Here is a 17,974-nt window from a genome sequence, read left to right as displayed (position 1 = left end):
ACAACGTGCGGGCCGCCTTCGTGCCGAGGCGTACGTCCGGCCCGGGTAGGCCGGAGTCGTCCGGCCCGGGGTGGCCGGACGACGGAGACGATTACTGGTTGCCGCTGGTCTGGGCAGGTGCGGGGTTGGTACCCTGGCCGGTGGCGTTCGAATTGCCGGTACCGCCGGCGGAGATGCCGGTCGGCGTCGTGCTGGAGGTGCCCGTGGCGTTGGATTCCGGCGTGCCGGTCGAGGCCGGGGCGGAGCCGCTGCCGCTGGACATCGCGCCCGACGAGGAGCTGCCGCTGGCGCTGCTGCTGTCGCTACCGCTGGTGCCGGTCGAGCTGCATGCGGCCAGGGACATGGCCATCAGGCCGCCGATCAGGAGGGCTTGGTACTTTTTCATGTTGACTCCTTTTGTAAAAGTGACGCCATCATGGGGGCACACTTTTGCGTTCGAAATAGGATGAGTTCGTACAGACATGTAGGACTGGGCGCACGATCTCTTCCATTTGTTGCAATGCGATTGCCGGCCTGCCAATGAAAACGGGCCGCACGCGGCGGCCCGTTCGGCGAGCGAGCAGCAGGTCAGAACAGCGTATTCGACGGCTGTTGTTGCTGCGGCACCGGCCGCACCGGCTGCACCGGCTGGCCAGGCTGGCCAGGCTGGCCAGGCTGGCCCGGCGGGACCGTGCCGTCCACCGGCTGTACGGCGTTCGGATCCGGCGCCTGGTCGAGGTCGATGCCGCCGAGGGCCGGCGTTTCCGCGAACTCGGCATACACCCAGTCGTCGTTCTCGCGCACGACGCCCTCCGGCGCCAGGCGCTCTTCCTGCTGCGGGCGCTTGGCCAGCGCCACCCGCATGTAGTCGATCCAGATCGGCAGCGCGACGGTGGCGCCGAATTCGCGCCCGCCCAGCGATTTCGGATCGTCGTAGCCCATCCACGCGACCGCGACGACGTTGCCGCCATAGCCCGAGAACCAGCCATCCACGGCGTCGCTGGTCGTACCGGTCTTGCCGGCGATGTCCGTGCGGCCCAGCGCCCTGGTCGCTTCGGCGCCCGTGCCGTAGCGGGTCACGTCGCGCAGCATGCTGTCGGTGATGAAGGCGTTGCGCGGGTCGAGCACGCGCTGTTCGTCGGTGTGTTCGGCGGGCGCCTTCGTCTCCTGGATGATCTTGCCGTCGGCATCCTCGATGCGGGCGATCAGGTAGGGCTGCACGCGGTAGCCGCCGTTCGCGAAGACCGCGTACGCGCCCGCCATCTGCAGCGGCGTCGCCGCGCCGGTGCCCAGCGCCAGCGTGTAGTTCGACGGCTGGCGCGCGAGGTCGAAGCCGAACCTGGCGATGAACTCGTGCGCATACGGCACGCCGACGGCGCGCAGCAGCCGCACGGACGGGACGTTCTTCGATTCGGCCAGCGCGCGGCGCATCGTGATCGGACCGTCCCACTTGCCGTCGTCGTTCTGCGGCGACCACGTCTTGCCAGCATCCTCGCCCGCCATGTCGAGCGGCGCGTCGAGGATGAGCGTGGCCGGCGAATAGCCCTTGTCGACGGCGGCCGAGTAGATGAACGGCTTCATGCCGGAACCGGGCTGGCGGTACGCCTGCGTCACGTGGTTGAACTTCTGGAAGTTGTAGTCGAAGCCGCCGACGAGCGCGTGGTAGGCGCCCGTATCGGCATCGATGGCGACGAAGGCCGCGGCCACCTGCGGCACCTGCGTGACGCTCCAGTTGCCTTTCGCATCCTTCGCGACGCGGATGATCGCGCCCGGCGTCAGCTTCATCTTTTCCCTGGCGCTGGACGACAGGCCGGCCTGCGCGAATTTCAGGCCGGCGCCGGTGAGGTCCACCGTGTCGCCGTCGACGGTCTCCACGCGCACCATCCTGCTCGTGGCCGACAGCACGACGGCCGGGATCAGGCCATCGCTGGTCGGGCGCTTGCCCAGCGCGTCGCCGATCGCGTCTTCGCGCTCGACCGGATCGGACGGCAGCTCCATGCGGTCTTCCGGGCCGCGCCAGCCGTGGCGCTGGTCGTACGTGAGCACATTGCGGCGCACGGAGGCGTAGGCGGCGTCCTGCTCGGGCTTCAGGATCGTCGTGTAGACCTTGATGCCTTTCGTGTACGCGTCTTCCTTGAACTGGCTGTAGACGGCCTGGCGCGCCAGTTCGGCCACGTACTCCGCGTGCGTGCCGAAGTCCTGGACGCCGCGCTGGTTGACGCGCAGCGGTTCGGCCATGGCCTTTTCGTATTGCGCGTCCGTGATGTAGTTCAGTGCGCGCATGCGGCCCAGCACGGCGTGCTGGCGCTCGCGCGCCCGCTTCGGATTGGCCACCGGATTATGGCGCGCCGGGTTCTGCGGCAGGCCCGCCAGCATGGCCATCTCGGCCACCGACAGCTGGTCCAGCGTCTTGTTGAAATAGATGCGTGCGGCGCTGGAGAAGCCGTAGGCGCGCTGGCCCAGGTAGATCTGGTTCATGTACAGCTCGAGGATCTCGTCCTTCGACAGGGCGGTCTCGATCTTGTACGCGAGCGCGATCTCGTTGATCTTGCGCGACAAGCGCTTTTCGCGCGACAGGAAGAAGTTGCGGGCGACCTGCATCGTGATCGTCGACGCGCCGCCGGAGCCGAAGCCGCCGCGCAGGTTCGAGCCGACGGCGCCCATCGCGCGCTTCCAGTCGATGGCGCCGTGCTCGTAGAAGCGGGCGTCCTCGATGGCGAGCAGCGATTTCTTCATCAGGTCCGGGATCTTGTTGATCGGGACAAAATCGCGGTGCTCTTCGCCGAACTCGCCGATCAGGACGTTGTCCGCCGTATAGACCCGGAGCGGGATCTTGGGCCGGTAGTCGGTGACGGCATCCAGCGCCGGCACGTTGGGCAGCACGCGGAACACCACGTAGCCGGCGACGCCGGCAATGAACAGGACGATGATTGCGGCCGCGACGGCCAGGATGGGGAGCAGGAAGCCGCGTTGGCGGCGGGGGATAGTTGCCAAAACTGAACTCTCTTGATGCGGGTCGTAAAACCCCGTTGAGGCCGTAAACACGGGCGGTTTGAGAAATTATAATCCGCTTTTCTTAACGTACGGCATGTGAGATAGTCACGCTTTCAAGGGCTGCATGGCGATCCCGGCAGTCCTGTTTGCCACTACCCACGCCTGAAGGAAATCCCTCCGATGCCCTACGATCCCCATCCGCCCGCGGTCAAACCGTATATTCCGGCGTCGGCGCATTTGCCCGAGCTGACGTGGCGCGCCCTGATCATGGGCACCGTACTCGGCATGGTCTTCGGCGCGTCGTCGCTGTACCTCGTGCTGAAGGTGGGCCTGACCGTCAGCGCATCGATTCCCGTGGCCGTCATCGCGATCACCCTGTTCGGGCTCGCCAAGAAGATGGGCGGGCGCGAATCGACGATCCTCGAAAACAGCATTACGCAAACGGCCGGCTCGGCCGGCGAATCGCTCGCGTTCGGCCTCGGCTGCACCATGCCCGCGATCATGATCCTCGGCTTCGACCTGGAGATCTCGCGGGTGATGCTCGTGGGCGTGCTGGGCGGCCTGCTGGGCATCCTCATGATGATCCCGATGCGGCGCACGATGATCGTCGACCAGCACCGCGAACTGAAATACCCGGAAGGCACCGCGTGCGCCGAAGTGCTGAAGGCGGCGGCCACGGAAACGTCGCGCGAGGCGGCCGGCGAGGTGCGCGACGCGGACTCGGACGAAGCCAGGGACGCCCGCCGGCGCGCCTTCATCATCTTCGGCGGCTTCGGCCTCGGCCTGCTGTACAAGGTGATGAACATCTCGCTGAAGCTGTGGAAGGACACGGTCAACTTCATCTTCGACGCGCCGCTGAAATCCGGTTCGGCCGGCGCCGAGATCTCGCCCGAGCTGCTGGGCGTCGGCTACATCATCGGCCCGCGCATCGCGATGATCATGGCGGGCGGCGGCGTGCTGTCGTACCTGCTCCTGATCCCGATGATCAAGTTTTTCGGCGACGCGCTGACGGTACCCGTGGCGCCGGGCACGATGCTGATCCGCGACATGAGCCCGGACGACGTGCGCAGCGCCTACGTGCTGTACATCGGCGCCGGCGCCGTAGCGGCCGGCGGTCTGATTTCCCTCGTGCGCTCGCTGCCCACGATCTGGCATGGTCTCAAGGGCGGCCTGGCCGGCATCGGTAAATCCTCGAACGTGGATACGTCGCTGCGCACCGAGCAGGACATGCCGCTGAAATGGGTGGTGATCGGCTGCCTTGCCATCATCGCCGTGATCACGTTCGCGACGCCGCTGCACATGAACGTGCTGGGCGCGCTGCTGATCCTCGTGTTCGGCTTCCTGTTCTCGACCGTGTCCTCGCGCCTGACGGGCGAGGTGGGTTCGTCGTCGAATCCGATTTCCGGCATGGCCGTGGCGACCCTGCTGTTCACGTGCCTGATCTTCCTCGTGATGGGCTGGACGGGCGGGCGCTACTACGTGACGGCGCTGTCGGTCGGCGCCATCGTCTGCATCGCCGCCAGCAACGCGGGCACGACCTCGCAGGACCTCAAGACGGGCTTCCTCGTCGGCTCGACGCCGAAGCTGCAGCAGTACGCGATCCTCGCGGGCGCGCTCGCGTCCGCGCTGATCCTCGGCCCGATCCTGCTGAAGCTGAACGACGCGGGCACCGTGTACGTGCCGGCCGCGCAGGTGGCGCCGCACATCAGGACGGACGCATCGAAGCTGACGGAGTCCGCGCAGCTGCAAGGCCCGCAGGCCGCATCCGATCACGCAACGTATAAAGTCTGGCAGAAGACGGACACCGTGGGCGGCCCCGCCGGCAAATACCTCGTGCGCGCCGACGGTTCGCTCGCCTGGCTCGTCGACCCGGGCATCAACGGCCAGTACCACACGCGGCCTGACGGCACCGAGGTCAAGAAATTCGATGCGCCGAAGGCCGTGCTGATGTCGTACATCATCAAGGGCATCCTCGACCACCAGCTGCCATGGACCCTCGTGCTGTTCGGCGTGATGGTCGCGGTCGTGCTGGAGATGTCCGGCGTCGCGTCGCTCGCGTTCACGGTGGGCGTGTACCTGCCGCTCGTGTCCACGTTGCCGATCGCGATCGGCGGCATCATCCGCTGGATGGTCGACCGCCGCAACAGCGGGCTGCCGCAGTACCAGGGCCTGAACGAGGACGAGTTGCAGGCCGCGGGCGACCGCAGCTCGGGCACCTTGCTGGCCTCCGGCTACATCGCGGGCGGCGCGCTGGCGGGCATCATCATCGCCATCACGGCCGGCGTGATGACGGGCTTCGACGATGCGATGAACAGGTGGGCCGAGGCCGCGAATCCGTTCTTCGCGGGCGCCAGCGCGGACCTGCTGTCGATCCTGCCGTATGCGGCGATCTGCGTGCTGTTGTACGTCGTCGGACGCGAAAAAGCACGGTAGGGCGGGCACCCGGTGCCCACGCGTGACGCATGCGATGGGTTGGCGCCACGCGTGGGCTCGGCGAGCCCACCCTACGTATTGAGCGTGGCTTTCATGGATTCCATCTCGGCCAGGATCCACGCCCGGAAGTGCTGGACCTTCGTCATCGCCTCCTTGTGCGGATTGACGAGCAGTCGGTACCCGTAGCCGAACGGCGCGCTCCTGCACGCGAGCTGCAGCAGCGTGCCTGCGCGGATGTCCTCGAACGCGATCCCGTACGGCACGAGGCCGATCCCCTGGCCCGCGACGGCTGCCTGCGCCAGCACGCCCCAATGGCTGTACGTGCGCGCAAAATCGTAATCGCCTTTCAGCGCGCGGTTCTCGTTCAACAGCTGCAGCCACGTTTCCGGCGTGCGTTCGCACAGCAGCGGGAATCGGGTCAGGTCGGATAACTGCAGGGCATCCTGGCCCTCCGCCAGCAGGTCCGGGCTGTACACCGGCACGAGCCGCTCGCGGAACAGCAGGGCGGGGTCGTCGTCGCGCACGGGGCCGTAGCGGATCGCCACGTCGACGGTGTCGTCCTCGATGTCCACGGGCGTGTCGTTGGAGTCGATACGCAGGTCCAGCTCCGGATGCAGCTTGGTGAAGCGCGACATGCGCGGCACGAGCCACTTGATCGCGAACGAGTGCGTGGTCGAGATCCGAAGGACCGCTTCCTCGTCGCCCCGCTGCAGCGCCGCCACCTTGCCGCGCAGGTCGGCCAGCATGCGCGCGACGACGATCGCCAGTTCCTGCCCCTTGGCCGTCAGCGCGATGTGGCGCGGATGCCGCACGAACAGCGGAAAACCGATGGCTTCTTCCAGTTGCTTGACCTGCAGGCTGACGGCGGCGGGCGTCTTGTGCAGCTCGCGCGCGGCCAGCTTGAAGCTGCCCCAGCGCGCGGCGCAATCGAAATCGATCAGGCCCGAGAGGCTGCGCAGCGGCTTCACGCCATCCCCGAGCGTAAGTTTTTCTTATTCATATCATTTATTTTTCTCGTTTGAACAATTGCCGTTCTAGTTACAGAATATAACGGATTCACCAAAACAGTGCTACGAGCCTCGCCCACAGACTAAGGAAAACTTCATGCCCAAGAATGTCCTGGTGATCGGCGGTACCCGTTATATCGGCAAGCTGCTCGTGCAGCGGCTGCTCCGCGCCGGCCATCGCGTCACCATCGCGACGCGCGGCTATGCGCCCGACCCGTTCGGCGACCGGATCGCGCGCGTGCGCGTCGACCGCCGCAACGAGACCGCGATGCGCAACGCGTTCGCCCATCGCGGCCCGTTCGACATCGTGTACGACCAGATGTGCTACAACCCGCTGGACGCGGCCATCGCCGTGCGCACGTTCGCGGGCAAGGTGGGGCGCTACGTGATGGCGTCCACGATCGACGCTTACCGCGCCCTCGGCTACGACCACGCCGACCCGCTGCGCGAGAGCGACCTGGCCGTGGAGGCGCAGCCGATCGACACGGGCTATCCGTGGCACGACCCGTGTCGCGCGACCGAGTGCTACGTCGCGGGCAAGGTGCAGGCGGAGGCCTATCTCGTACGCGACGGCTCGCTGCCCCTCGTCACGCCGCGCCTGGCGCACGTGCTGGGCGGGCCGGAAGACTTTACCGGCCGCCTCGCGCACTACGTGGAACTGGCGCGCATGAACGGGGTGCTGGAGTATTCGAACCCGGACGCCGTGTTGTCGTTCATGCCGCTGCAGGGCGCGGCCGACTTCCTCGTGTGGGTCGGGATGCAGGATTTCACGGGGCCGGTCAATGCGGCCTGCGACGGCGCTCTGTCGGCAAAAAGCCTGTACGAGCGGGTCGGCGCCGTGCTCGACACGCCCGTACGCATGCGCCAGCGCGTGCCGCCGGCGGAGATGGGGCGCCTGTCGCCGTTCGACGTGCCGGGCGCGATGGTGCTCGACACGTCGCGCGCGCAGGCGCTCGGTTACCGGTTCGGCCATTGCGAGGACTGGATCGACGAGACGATCCAGCTGCACGACCTGGCGTTCGTCTGACGCGAATCGACAACGGCAACGACAACGGCGGCCCGCAGGCCGCCGTCGAGGACGAAGCGTGACGTTTTACTTCACGCCGTGCATCAGTTTCTGGATCAGCGGTGCGACCAGGAACAGCAGCACGCCGGCACCGATCAGGGCCCAGAAGCCGAACGTGTAGCCGGACAGCGCCGATTCCACGGTCATGCCTTTTTCACCCGAGACCACGGAAGCGAAGATGCCCGACAGGTTGTTGCCGATACCGGTGGACAGGAACCAGCCGCCCATGCCCAGGCCCACGAGGCGGGTCGGTGCGAGCTTGGTCACCATCGACAGGCCGATCGGCGACAGGCACAGCTCACCGATGGACTGGATCACGTACACCATGAACAGCGTCCAGAACGGGATCTTGCTGTCGGCGCCGACGAGGTGCTGCAGCGCGAACATCAGCAGCAGGAAGGCGAGGCCGTTGAAGATCAGGCCCAGGCCGAACTTGCGCGGGATCGACGGGTTCTTGCGGCCCATCGCGACCCACACGGCGGCGACCATCGGCGCGCACACGATGATGGCCAGCGTGTTCACGGACTGGAACCAGCCGGTCGGGAAGGTCCAGCCGCCGAAGTCGCGGCGCACGATGTATTCGGCCAGGAACGTGAACGAGCTGCCGGCCTGTTCGAAGAAGCACCAGAACATCACGTTGAAGAAGAAGATGACGAGCATGGCGATCGTCTTGTCGCGCACGACCGCGCCGCCGCGGATGCCTTCCACCATCAGCATGATCGCGAGGATGATGAAGAGGACCGACAGCACGCCCTGCAGCTTTTCCGCGCCGAGCTTCAGCAGGAAGTACACGACCGGGATGACGAGCAGCGAACCGATGACGACGCCGACGAGGCGTACCGGATTGGCCAGCGGGCCGGTGGCAGCGCCGATACCCTTCAGCATGCGACGGCCGATCTGGAACCAGATCAGCGACAGGATCATGCCGACGCCGGCGGCGAAGAACACGACCTTGTACGCGGGCACGCCGGTCTGGCTGGACATGCTCTGCGCCAGCGCGCCGGTCAGGATCGGGGCGAGGAAGCCGCCGCCGTTGATGCCCATGTAGAAGATCGTGAAGCCGGAATCGCGGCGCTGGTCGTTGATGCCGTACAGCTGGCCGACCATGGCGGAGATGTTCGGCTTGAACATGCCGTTGCCGACGATGATCGTGGCGAGACCCAGCTTGAAGATGTCCGGGTTGGGAATGGTGATGGCGAACAGGCCGGCCACCATGAACGAGGCGCCGACGAGGATCGAGCGCTGGTAGCCGATCACGCGGTCGGCGATGTAGCCGCCGAACACGGCGCCGGCATACACCAGGGCGAGGTAGGAACCATAGGTCAGGTTGGCGTCGGCCTGGCCCACGCCGCTGCCGCCGTAGAACTGGGCGACGATGTAGAGCACCAGGGCCCAACGGATGCCGTAGAAAGCGAAGCGTTCCCAGAATTCGGTCATGAACAGCATCCAGAGGGGCGCCGGATGGCCCATGATCTGCTTGAATTCCGGGACCGCCTTCGGTTCGGCGGTTGAAGTAGCTGCACCGCTCATGCGGTTCCTCCCCTAATCTTTTTAAGAGTGATTGTCTTTTCCTGGCCTGCGCGTCCTGGGTAAGGACCGCGGCTAGCGTCGCATTTTAGTGGAAATCGTGCATATGGGGCCAGCTTTTTACAGCTCAGCCATATGCGGAATCGGCATAAGCGAAAACGGAGACGCAAACTCGGTTGACTTGTCGTATATTGGAGCAAAAGCCACACCGATTCACAGAAGAGAAAAGGAATACACCATGAACTACGACGTTGTCGATACGCTGATTTCTCCGGAAGGCCGATTGGAAGTCCTGTCCAAGGCCGAAGTGGCCAAGCTCCTCGATACGAGCCAGGGTGGGCTCTACCAGATCTTCCGCAAGTGCGCGCTGGCGGTGCTCAACTCCGGCAGTTCGATCGACGACGGCAAGGAGCTGCTCGAGCGCTACAAGGATTTCGACATCAAGATCATCCAGCGCGAACGCGGCATCAAGCTCGATATCCGCGGCGCGCCCGCGCACGCCTTCGTCGACGGCAAGATGATCAAGGGGATCCACGAGCACCTGTTCTCGGTCCTGCGCGACATCGTCTACGTGAATTTCGAAGTGACGGACAATCCGCGCTTCGACCTCACGCGCCCGGAGGGCATCACCGACGCCGTCTTCCACATCCTGCGCAACGCCAACGTGATCCAGCCGCAGCGCAACCCGAACCTCGTCGTGTGCTGGGGCGGCCACTCGATCAACCGGGTCGAGTACAACTATTCGAAGCACGTCGGCTACCAGCTCGGACTGCGCGAACTCGACATCTGCACGGGTTGCGGTCCGGGCGCGATGAAGGGGCCGATGAAAGGCGCCACCATCGGCCACGCCAAGCAGCGCCTGCAGGGCGGCCGCTACCTGGGCATCTCGGAGCCGGGCATCATCGCGGCGGAATCGCCGAACCCGATCGTCAACGACCTCGTGATCATGCCGGACATCGAGAAGCGCCTCGAAGCCTTCGTGCGCACGGGCCACGGCATCGTCGTGTTCCCGGGCGGCGCCGGCACGGCGGAAGAGATCCTGTACATCCTCGGCATCCTGCTCCACCCGGACAACGCGGAACAGCCGTTCCCGCTCGTGTTCACGGGCCCGGCGACGGCGCGCGAGTACTTCGAACAGATCGACCAGTTCATCGGCCTGACCCTGGGCGAGGCGGCGCAGCGCCGCTACAAGATCATCATCGACGACCCGGATGCGGTGGCGCGCGAGATGCAGCAGGGGATCCGCCAGGTGCGCGAATTCCGCAAGTCGCGCAGCGACGCGTACTACTTCAACTGGGGCCTGCGCATCGATCCGGAATTCCAGAAGCCGTTCCGCCCGACGCACGAGAACATGCGCAACCTGTCGCTGCACAAGAACCAGGAAACGCACTTGCTGGCCGCGCACCTGCGCCGCGCGTTCTCCGGCGTCGTCGCGGGCAACGTGAAGGAAGAGGGCATCCGTGCGATCGAACAGTTCGGCAAGTTCGAGATCCATGGCGAGAACGAGATCATGGCGCCGATGGACAAGCTGCTGCAGTCGTTCGTGGAGCAGAGCCGCATGAAGTTGCCGGGCAAGGAGTATGTGCCTTGCTATCGGGTGGTTCGATAAGGGAAGCCAAACGGTCGTCTGCGGCGTGTGGTGGGCGGCCGTTTCCCTGAGATCGGCCTCTTTTGCCGGCTATATGGGCAATCCTTATGTAGGGTGTGACGCCCGATCCGGGTTACCAGTGTGCCTTGAATCTGTCGACAAGACCGTACAGGCGCATCCAGACAAAGGTCCCGAGAACGCAAAGGGCAATCAGTAGCCAACCCGGTATGGAGTACGTGCTTTTCGGGAGCGCGAAATTGACGAATGCGCCTATAAGAAAATTCAGTGCTGCTCCTCGAGCTATTTTTTCTCGTGCTGTCAATTGAAGCAGGTAGCGGGCACTTTCGTCGGCGGAGGGTTTGATAATCCTGATCGTGTTTTTGTAAGAGGTGCCTGAAGCAGCCCCGAACCTTCTTTTGGCGAAGTTTCGTAGGCGCTGCGTCGCCATCGAGGCAAACACGTCCACAAACATGCCGGCGACGTAAGCAGCAGGCAAGCCGACGGCAATCAGTACTTCTTTATAATCCGACCATTTTTCTGTCGGCGGAAGTAACGGAATGATCCCGAAAAAATGCGCCACGGGCAAAATCCAAACCAAGGCCAGTATGCCGACGATGAGATGCTCGACAAGCGCTGCGAAGAACTGCATGTTATCCACCTTTCTCGTTGCCTGGACCGTGAGTGGGATCTTCTGGCGTTGCAATTGCACGTCATATCCATTTTTGCACGGACTTCTACTCGTGTGATTGTCATGCCGGGAGTCGGCGAAGAAAAAGGCGCGGACGATTTCTCGTTCGCGCCTTTTTCGTGATGCATTGCATCGCTCCGTCGATCAATCTTCCTTGCGCAGGTGCGGGAACAGCAGCACGTCACGGATGTTCGGCGAATCGGTGATGATCATCATGAGACGGTCGATGCCGATGCCGCAGCCGCCGGTGGGAGGCATGCCGTATTCCAGCGCGCGGATGTAGTCGGCGTCGTAGTACATCGCCTCCTCGTCGCCCGCCTGCTTCGCTTCGACCTGCGCCAGGAAGCGTGCCGACTGGTCTTCCGGGTCGTTCAGCTCCGAGAAGCCGTTGGCGATCTCGCGGCCCACCATGAACAGCTCGAAGCGTTCCGTGATGCCTTCGCGCGTATCCGACGCGCGCGCCAGCGGCGACACTTCGACCGGGTAGTCGATGATGAAGGTCGGCTCCCACAACTGCGCTTCCGCCGTCTCTTCGAACAGCGACAGCTGCAGCGCGCCCAGGCCCGAGATGGCGTGCGGCTTAACGCCGAACTTCGCCAGTTCCGCCTTCAAAAAGTCCATGTCGTGCAGCTGTTCGTCCATGTAGTGCGGGGCGAACTTGTTGATGGCCTGGACGATCGTCAGGCGGTGGAACGGCTTGGACAGGTCCAGCGCGCGGCCGCCGTACGTCAGTTCGGCCGTGCCGTGGGCGTCGATGGCGGCCTGGCGGATCACGGCTTCCGTGAAGTCCATCAGCCACTTGTAGTCGGTCCACGCGGCGTAGAACTCCATCATCGTGAATTCCGGGTTGTGGCGGATCGACACGCCCTCGTTGCGGAAGTTACGGTTGATTTCGAACACGCGGTCGAAGCCGCCCACGACGAGGCGCTTCAGGTACAGTTCCGGCGCGATGCGCAGGAACATCTGCATGTCGAGCGCGTTGTGGTGCGTGATGAACGGTTTCGCCGCGGCGCCGCCCGGGATCGGGTGCAGCATCGGCGTCTCGACTTCCATGAAGCCGTGGTCCTGCATGAAGCGGCGGATCGACGAGATCGCGGCCGTACGTGCCTTGAACGTGCGGCGCGTTTCCTCGTTCATGATCAGGTCGACGTAGCGCTGGCGGTACTTCGTTTCCTGGTCGGCGAGGCCGTGGAACTTGTCCGGCAGCGGGCGCAGCGACTTGGTGATCAGGCGGAGCAGGGTGACCTTCACGGTCAGCTCGTCGGTCTTGGTCTTGAACAGCGTGCCCACGACGCCGAGGATGTCGCCCAGGTCGTAGTGGCGCAGCGCTTCCATCGCTTCCTCGCCCGTGTTGTCGAGGGTGACGTAGATCTGGATGCGGCCGTCGGCGCGCAGGCCCGACGCATCCTGCAAGGTCGCGAAGGCGGCCTTCTTGCCCGCTTCGCGCTTGAGCATCATGCGGCCGGCCAGCACGACCTGCTGCGGTTCCGCTTCCAGCTGTTCGCGGGTCCAGCCGCCGAACTGCTCGGTGAGATCGGCCGCCTTGTGCTGGGGGACGAAGTCGTTCGGGAACGCGATGCCTTTTTCGCGGATCGCGGCCAGCTTGGCGCGGCGCTCGGCGATGATCTTGTTGTCCTCGGCCGCGAGAGTCGTGGGCTCGTTCTGCTGTTCTTGGTTTTCGTTGCTCATGTCAGTGTCTGTCTAGTTTGGAATCACGGGTGCCGAGCAGCTCGCCGACGTTCAGGTCGCCTACGCGCAAGTCTTCGTAGTGCTCCACGATGCGGACGATATTGTCGAATTCGCGGAAGGCCTCGGCGGGCAGGGTGGTCGTGATGACGACGGCCTTCATGCCGGCGCGGCGCGCCGCTTCCACGCCCATCGGCGCGTCTTCGAACACGATGCAGTCGCGCGGGTCGACGCCCAGCTTCTCGGCCGCTTTCAGGAAGACGTCCGGATGCGGCTTGCCGCGCGCGACGTCGGCCGCGCCGACGACGGTGTCGAAATGGCGGCGCAGGTCCAGCTCGTCGAGCGTGAAGACGATGTTCGCGGGCGGGGCGGACGTCGCCACCGCCAGCTTCACGCCTTGCGCGCGTGCGGCCGTCACAAAAGCCTCGAAGCCCTGGATCGCGCTGCGGTGCGGGCCGTACATCTCGCGGTACAGTTCATCCTTTTCGTGCGCCAGCACGGCGATCTCGTCGTCCGTGATCTCCGGGCCGAGGCGTTCGCGCAGGATCTCGCGACCCTGCGCGCCCGCCGTCTCGCGGAAGAACGCGTCGGCGTCGTACGTCTTGCCGTGGCGCTCGAAGAACGCCAGCCAGGAATCCGTGTGGAACGCCATGTTGTCGACGATGGTGCCGTCCATGTCGAAGATGAAGGCCATCGGCTTACACCCCTTGCTTCAGCGAAGCGGAGATGAAGTCGTCGAGGTCGCCGTCCAGCACGTTCTTCGTGTTGCCGGTCTCGAAGCCGGTGCGCAAGTCCTTGATGCGCGACTGGTCGAGGACGTACGAACGGATCTGGTGGCCCCAGCCCACATCGGTCTTCGAATCTTCCAGCTTCTGCTGTTCGGCCATGCGCTTGCGCAGTTCCAGTTCGAACAGCTTGGCGCGCAGCATGTCGAAGGCTTCGGCCTTGTTGCGGTGCTGCGAGCGGTCGTTCTGGCACTGCACGACGATGCCCGACGGGGCGTGGGTCAGGCGCACCGCGGAGTCGGTCTTGTTGATGTGCTGGCCACCGGCGCCGGACGCGCGGTACGTGTCGATGCGGACGTCGGCCGGGTTGATTTCGATTTCGATCGATTCGTCGACTTCCGGGTACACGAAGATCGACGAGAACGACGTGTGGCGGCCGTTGGCGGAGTCGAACGGCGACTTGCGCACGAGGCGGTGCACGCCCGTTTCCGTGCGCAGGTGGCCGTAGGCGTATTCGCCTTCGACCTTGATGGTGGCCGTCTTGATGCCGGCGACCTCGCCCTCGGACAGTTCCATCACCTCGGCCTTGAAGCCCTTGCGCTCGCAATAGCGCAGGTACTGGCGCATCAGCATCGACGCCCAGTCCTGGGCCTCGGTGCCGCCGGCGCCGGCCTGGATGTCGATGAAGCAGCTGGCGTGGTCCATCGGGTTGCTGAACATGCGACGGAATTCCATCGCCTCGATGACCTTCCTGATTTCCCCGGCATCGCCTTCGACCGCTTCGATCGTGGCGTCATCGCCTTCTTCGCGGGCCATCTCGAACAGGTCGGCCGCGTCCGTCAGGTCGGCACGCGCCTTTTCCAGCGTGAGGACGACGCCTTCCAGCGCCTTCTTCTCGCGGCCCATCTCCTGGGCGCGTTTCTGGTCGTTCCAGATGGCGGGGTCTTCCAGCTCCTGGTTGACCTGCTCTAACTTCTCCGCTTTGCGGTCGAAGTCAAAGATACCTCCGAAGTTCGGCTTCACGGCTGGTCAGGTCGTTCAGCAGGGAGGAGAGGGCATTGATGCGTTCAGCTTCCATGGTCTGTGGCAATTTTCTGTGGTTGAATCGAACCGGAGATTATACCTTAGTGCGCGCATGCTTTATCATGCGAGCCCATGACGCGCCACCTTTCCCACCTGTTCCGCCTGCTGCCGCTCGCGGCCATGGCCGCCGCCGCCGGCGCCGCACCTGTGCCGCGCGCATCTTTGCCAGCAGGCACTCATGCCACGCTCGCGATCCTGGAGACGACCGACCTGCACGCGAACGTCGTCGGTTACGATTATTTCAAGCTGGCGGCCGATCCGTCGCTGGGCCTGGACCGGACGGCGACCCTGATCGCCCAGGCGCGGCGCGAGTTCCCGAATACGGTATTGCTCGACAACGGCGACACGATCCAGGGCAGCGCGCTGGGCGATTACCAGGCCGTCGTCGCGCCGGTGAAATGCGGCGAGCTGCTGGGCATCCACAAGGTGATGAAGTGGCTCGGCTATGACGGCGGCGCCGTCGGCAACCACGATTTCAATTATGGCCTCGGCTTTCTCGGCCAGGTCACGGGCAACCGTTTCGACGTGCCCGGCGTCCCGCGCGCGCAGAAACCCTGCGCCGGTCCCGGCTTCCCGATCGTGCTGGCGAACGTCGTGAGCGTCCGGACGCACCAGCCCCTGTTCGCGCCGTACCGCATCATCGAGAAGCGCGTGCGGGCCGAGGACGCCGCCGGCAAGCCCGTCGAGGCAACGGTCAGGGTCGGGATCATCGGCTTCACCACGCCCACGATCCTGTCCTGGGACAAGCGCTGGCTCGAAGGCCGCGTCACCACGGAAGGCGTCGTCGAGACGGCGCGGCGCTACATACCGGAGATGCGCGGGAAGGGCGCCGACGTGATCGTCGCGATCTCGCACGGCGGCCTCGATGCGAGCCCGTACTCGCCCACGATGGAAAACGGCAACTACTACCTCGCGCAGGTCCCCGGCATCGACGCGCTGCTGCTGGGCCACGCGCACCAGCAGTTCCCGAACCCCACGAGCACGGTGGCGCAGTTCAATCTTCCGAACGTCGACAAGGCGCGCGGCACCGTGTTCGGCGTGCCGACCGTGATGGCGAGCCTGTGGGGCAAGCACCTCGGCGTGATCCGTTTCGATCTGCGCCACGACGGCAAGGGCTGGACGATCGCCCGTGACAATACCGTCGTCGAGACGCGCGCCACGCAGCAGGCGGATAAATCGTACGTGGCAGCCGACCCGGCCGTGCTCGACCTCGTGCGCGCCGAGCACGAGGCGACGATCCGCTATGTGAAAACGCCGGTCGGCAGCACGGACTTCCGCATGTCGACGTATTTCGCCGACCTGGGCGATCCGTCGGCGCTGCAACCCGTCAACGCCGCGCAGGCGGATTACGTGCGCGCCTACGTGAAGGCCAACCTGCCGCAGTACGCGAACCTGCCGGTGCTGTCCGTGTCCGCCGCGTTCAAGGCCGGCGCGGCGGGACCGGGCGATTACACCGACGTGGCGCCCGGCAGCCTCGCGCTGAACAACGCGGCGGACCTCTACCTGTACCCGAATGCGCTGTACGCCGTCAAAGTCGACGGTGCGGCGCTGACGGCCTGGCTGGAAAAGGCGGCGCACCGTTTCAACACCATCGACCCGGCGCGCACCGAACCGCAGGAACTCGTCAACGGCGGCTTCCCCAGCTATAACTTCGACACGGTCACCGACCCCGATCTGCGCTACGAGATCGACGTGACGCGCCCGCCCGGCCAGCGCATCCGCAACCTCGAGTGGCAAGGCAAGCCGGTGGCCGGCGGGCAGGCGTTCCTCGTCGCGACGAACAACTACCGGGCGAGCGGCGGCGGCAACTTTCCGGGCCTCGACGGCAGCAAGACGGTGATCGCGTCGCCGGACACGAACCGCGACGTGCTGATCGCCTGGATCCGCGCGCACAAGCGGCTCACGCGGGCGGCCGACGGCGCGGCGCGCAGCTGGCGCTTCACGCCCGTGACGACGGCCGGACCGGTCGTGTTCCACGCGCCGCCGGGTAAGCTGGACCTGGCGCGCGCCGCAGGCATCGACAGCGTCACGGAACTGCGCGCGGACGACGGCCAGGGCAGGGGCTTCGCGCTGTACGCGGTCGACCTGTCGAAATGAAGAGAATGTTCGCAGCCATGCTGCTGGGCGCGCTGGCGCTGCCGGCGTTCGCGGACGCAGGCGTGGACGCCCGGCGGCATCGCCTGCAACAACGGGCGGAAGGCGGCGAACCTGCCGCGATGTTCCTGTTGGCGCACATGCTGGCGGACGGAGAAGGCGGGCCGCCCGACGCGGTGGCCGCGCGCGCGTGGCTGGCGCGGGCGGCGGAGCTGGAGTACCCGGAAGCGTTGCAGGAGCTGGCGCTGTCCGAGCCGGACCCGCGGCGGGCGGACATGCTCATGCGCGCGGCCGCGCACGCGCTGGCCCACCGCGCGCACGCGGCAGACCGGCATTGATCAGTTGCGGCTGTTGCGGCCCGTGGCCTGGATCTCGCCCGAGGCGATCTCGGCCAGGTCGATGAGACCTTGCACTTCGGCCGCGCGCAGGCGGCGCGGTTCGCGGTCGATCACGCACAAGGTGCCGAGCGGCTGGCCGGACTTGTCGCGCAGCGGCACGCCGGCATAGAAACGGATGTGCGGTTCCTGCAGCACGAGCGGATTCGTGCGGAAGCGCTCGTCTTCCATCGCGTCTTCGACGACGAACAGCTCGTTTTTCAGGATCGCGTGCGAGCAGAACGCCCAGTCGCGCGGCGTCTCGCGGGCGGCGAGGCCGACCCGGGCCTTGAACCACTGGCGGGTCGACGTCAGCAGGGAGATGAGGGCGATCGGCGAGCCGGTCACCATCGAGGCGAGGCGGACGAGGCGGTCGAAGCGGGCTTCCTCGTCGGTGTCGACGAGGCCGGTGGCGGCCAGCGCGGCGAGGCGCGAACGTTCGTTGGCGCCGATGGGGTAACCCGGCTGCGGCGCCGGCTGGTATTCCTTGTCCGTGCTGGGATTCGGGGTCGACCGGGCCTGGTCGTCGCCATGCATCAGGCCTTGCACGAGGGAGAGGCGCGTGCGGCGGTGTCCGCCCGGCGTTTTCCACGATTCGATCGCGCCGCTTTCCATCCAGATCTGCACCGTACTCGTCGCCACGCCGAGCAGGCGCGCGACTTCGCTCGTGGTCAGGATCGGATCGTCTTCTTGTAAGTTGCTTTGCATAAACTTCCTCACTTCACGCCAG

Annotated in this window: 14 protein-coding genes; 5 read left to right on the top strand and 9 right to left on the bottom strand. The window is 65.4% G+C overall.

Annotated features, from left to right (window positions below):
* Window positions 1–91: 91 nt before the first annotated feature.
* Both ACL58G_RS22360 and ACL58G_RS22355 read right to left on the bottom strand, forming a co-directional pair.
* Window positions 92–385: a hypothetical protein gene (locus ACL58G_RS22360; protein WP_440963219.1), complete on the bottom strand. Its 294-nt coding sequence runs from the start codon at window positions 383–385 to the stop codon at window positions 92–94.
* 182 nt (window positions 386–567) lie between these two features.
* The gene (locus ACL58G_RS22355) at window positions 568–2,973 is read right to left on the bottom strand and encodes a penicillin-binding protein 1A (RefSeq protein WP_440963218.1); all 2,406 of its coding nucleotides are present in this window, start codon (window positions 2,971–2,973) and stop codon (window positions 568–570) included.
* Window positions 2,974–3,153: 180 nt separating this feature from the next.
* On the opposite strand from ACL58G_RS22355, the gene ACL58G_RS22350 reads away from it, so the two are divergent.
* Window positions 3,154–5,406 (top strand): OPT family oligopeptide transporter, encoded by a 2,253-nt coding sequence (locus tag ACL58G_RS22350; RefSeq protein ID WP_440963217.1) that lies wholly within the window; start codon window positions 3,154–3,156, stop codon window positions 5,404–5,406.
* Window positions 5,407–5,477: 71 nt separating this feature from the next.
* On the opposite strand, the gene ACL58G_RS22345 is transcribed toward ACL58G_RS22350, so the two are convergent.
* Window positions 5,478–6,374 carry a LysR substrate-binding domain-containing protein gene (locus ACL58G_RS22345; RefSeq protein WP_413388387.1) on the bottom strand — a complete coding sequence of 299 codons (897 nt, stop codon included), beginning with the start codon at window positions 6,372–6,374 and terminating at the stop codon, window positions 5,478–5,480.
* A 136-nt stretch (window positions 6,375–6,510) separates the two neighbouring features.
* Between ACL58G_RS22345 and ACL58G_RS22340 the strand changes: the two genes are divergently transcribed.
* Window positions 6,511–7,440 (top strand): NAD-dependent epimerase/dehydratase family protein, encoded by a 930-nt coding sequence (locus ACL58G_RS22340; RefSeq protein WP_440963216.1) that lies wholly within the window; start codon window positions 6,511–6,513, stop codon window positions 7,438–7,440.
* A gap of 66 nt (window positions 7,441–7,506) precedes the next feature.
* Here ACL58G_RS22340 and ACL58G_RS22335 read toward each other — a convergent pair whose 3' ends face one another.
* Entirely contained in the window at window positions 7,507–9,009 is a 1,503-nt protein-coding gene (locus tag ACL58G_RS22335; RefSeq protein WP_440963215.1) for a peptide MFS transporter, read from the bottom strand.
* Between the two features lie 235 nt (window positions 9,010–9,244).
* Between ACL58G_RS22335 and ppnN the strand changes: the two genes are divergently transcribed.
* A complete protein-coding gene (gene ppnN / locus ACL58G_RS22330; protein ID WP_413388390.1) occupies window positions 9,245–10,615 on the top strand; it encodes a nucleotide 5'-monophosphate nucleosidase PpnN in 1,371 nt (456 codons plus the stop codon).
* Between the two features lie 112 nt (window positions 10,616–10,727).
* Here the strand turns inward: ppnN and ACL58G_RS22325 are convergent, their stop codons facing one another.
* From ACL58G_RS22325 to prfB, 4 genes are all read right to left on the bottom strand, one after another.
* Complete coding sequence (locus tag ACL58G_RS22325; RefSeq protein ID WP_413388391.1) at window positions 10,728–11,303, bottom strand: hypothetical protein; 576 nt, start codon at window positions 11,301–11,303, stop codon at window positions 10,728–10,730.
* Between the two features lie 123 nt (window positions 11,304–11,426).
* Window positions 11,427–12,971, bottom strand: a complete 1,545-nt coding sequence (gene lysS / locus ACL58G_RS22320; protein WP_440963214.1) for a lysine--tRNA ligase — start codon at window positions 12,969–12,971, stop codon at window positions 11,427–11,429.
* 1 nt (window position 12,972) lies between these two features.
* On the bottom strand, window positions 12,973–13,662 hold the full coding sequence (locus tag ACL58G_RS22315) for an HAD family hydrolase (RefSeq protein WP_440963213.1): 690 nt from the start codon (window positions 13,660–13,662) through the stop codon (window positions 12,973–12,975).
* A 4-nt stretch (window positions 13,663–13,666) separates the two neighbouring features.
* Window positions 13,667–14,771, bottom strand: a protein-coding gene (prfB, locus tag ACL58G_RS22310; protein ID WP_440963212.1) for a peptide chain release factor 2 whose coding sequence is annotated in 2 segments (ribosomal slippage) — window positions 13,667–14,689 and window positions 14,691–14,771 — 1,104 coding nt in all. Because the reading frame shifts where the segments join, the coding sequence is not laid out codon by codon here.
* Window positions 14,772–14,848: 77 nt separating this feature from the next.
* Between prfB and ACL58G_RS22305 the strand changes: the two genes are divergently transcribed.
* Both ACL58G_RS22305 and ACL58G_RS22300 read left to right on the top strand, forming a co-directional pair.
* Window positions 14,849–16,873, top strand: a complete 2,025-nt coding sequence (locus ACL58G_RS22305) for a bifunctional 2',3'-cyclic-nucleotide 2'-phosphodiesterase/3'-nucleotidase (protein WP_440963211.1) — start codon at window positions 14,849–14,851, stop codon at window positions 16,871–16,873.
* Window positions 16,870–17,208, top strand: a complete 339-nt coding sequence (locus ACL58G_RS22300) for a hypothetical protein (protein ID WP_440963210.1) — start codon at window positions 16,870–16,872, stop codon at window positions 17,206–17,208. Before ACL58G_RS22305 ends, ACL58G_RS22300 begins: the two co-directional genes overlap by 4 nt.
* Here the strand turns inward: ACL58G_RS22300 and ACL58G_RS22295 are convergent, their stop codons facing one another.
* Window positions 17,209–17,952: a GAF domain-containing protein gene (locus ACL58G_RS22295; RefSeq protein WP_413388398.1), complete on the bottom strand. Its 744-nt coding sequence runs from the start codon at window positions 17,950–17,952 to the stop codon at window positions 17,209–17,211.
* Window positions 17,953–17,974: the final 22 nt, after the last annotated feature.

Source organism: Massilia sp. GER05 (assembly GCF_052056005.1).
GTDB classification, from domain to species: Bacteria; Pseudomonadota; Gammaproteobacteria; order Burkholderiales; family Burkholderiaceae_D; genus Telluria; species Telluria orientalis.
Note: the sequence above shows the minus strand (reverse complement) of the source record. Positions and strands in the feature narration are given on the sequence as shown.

Bases quoted from the DNA above. Each gene is read 5' to 3' on its own strand.
- ACL58G_RS22295 (WP_413388398.1), bottom strand. From the start codon at position 17,952: ATGCAAAGCAACTTACAAGAAGACGATCCGATCCTGACCACGAGCGAA.
- lysS (WP_440963214.1), bottom strand. From the start codon at position 12,971: ATGAGCAACGAAAACCAAGAACAGCAGAACGAGCCCACGACTCTCGCG.
- ACL58G_RS22340 (WP_440963216.1), top strand. From the start codon at position 6,511: ATGCCCAAGAATGTCCTGGTGATCGGCGGTACCCGTTATATCGGCAAG.
- ACL58G_RS22300 (WP_440963210.1), top strand. From the start codon at position 16,870: ATGAAGAGAATGTTCGCAGCCATGCTGCTGGGCGCGCTGGCGCTGCCG.
- ACL58G_RS22360 (WP_440963219.1), bottom strand. From the start codon at position 385: ATGAAAAAGTACCAAGCCCTCCTGATCGGCGGCCTGATGGCCATGTCC.
- ACL58G_RS22335 (WP_440963215.1), bottom strand. From the start codon at position 9,009: ATGAGCGGTGCAGCTACTTCAACCGCCGAACCGAAGGCGGTCCCGGAA.
- ACL58G_RS22305 (WP_440963211.1), top strand. From the start codon at position 14,849: ATGACGCGCCACCTTTCCCACCTGTTCCGCCTGCTGCCGCTCGCGGCC.
- ppnN (WP_413388390.1), top strand. From the start codon at position 9,245: ATGAACTACGACGTTGTCGATACGCTGATTTCTCCGGAAGGCCGATTG.
- ACL58G_RS22315 (WP_440963213.1), bottom strand. From the start codon at position 13,662: ATGGCCTTCATCTTCGACATGGACGGCACCATCGTCGACAACATGGCG.
- ACL58G_RS22350 (WP_440963217.1), top strand. From the start codon at position 3,154: ATGCCCTACGATCCCCATCCGCCCGCGGTCAAACCGTATATTCCGGCG.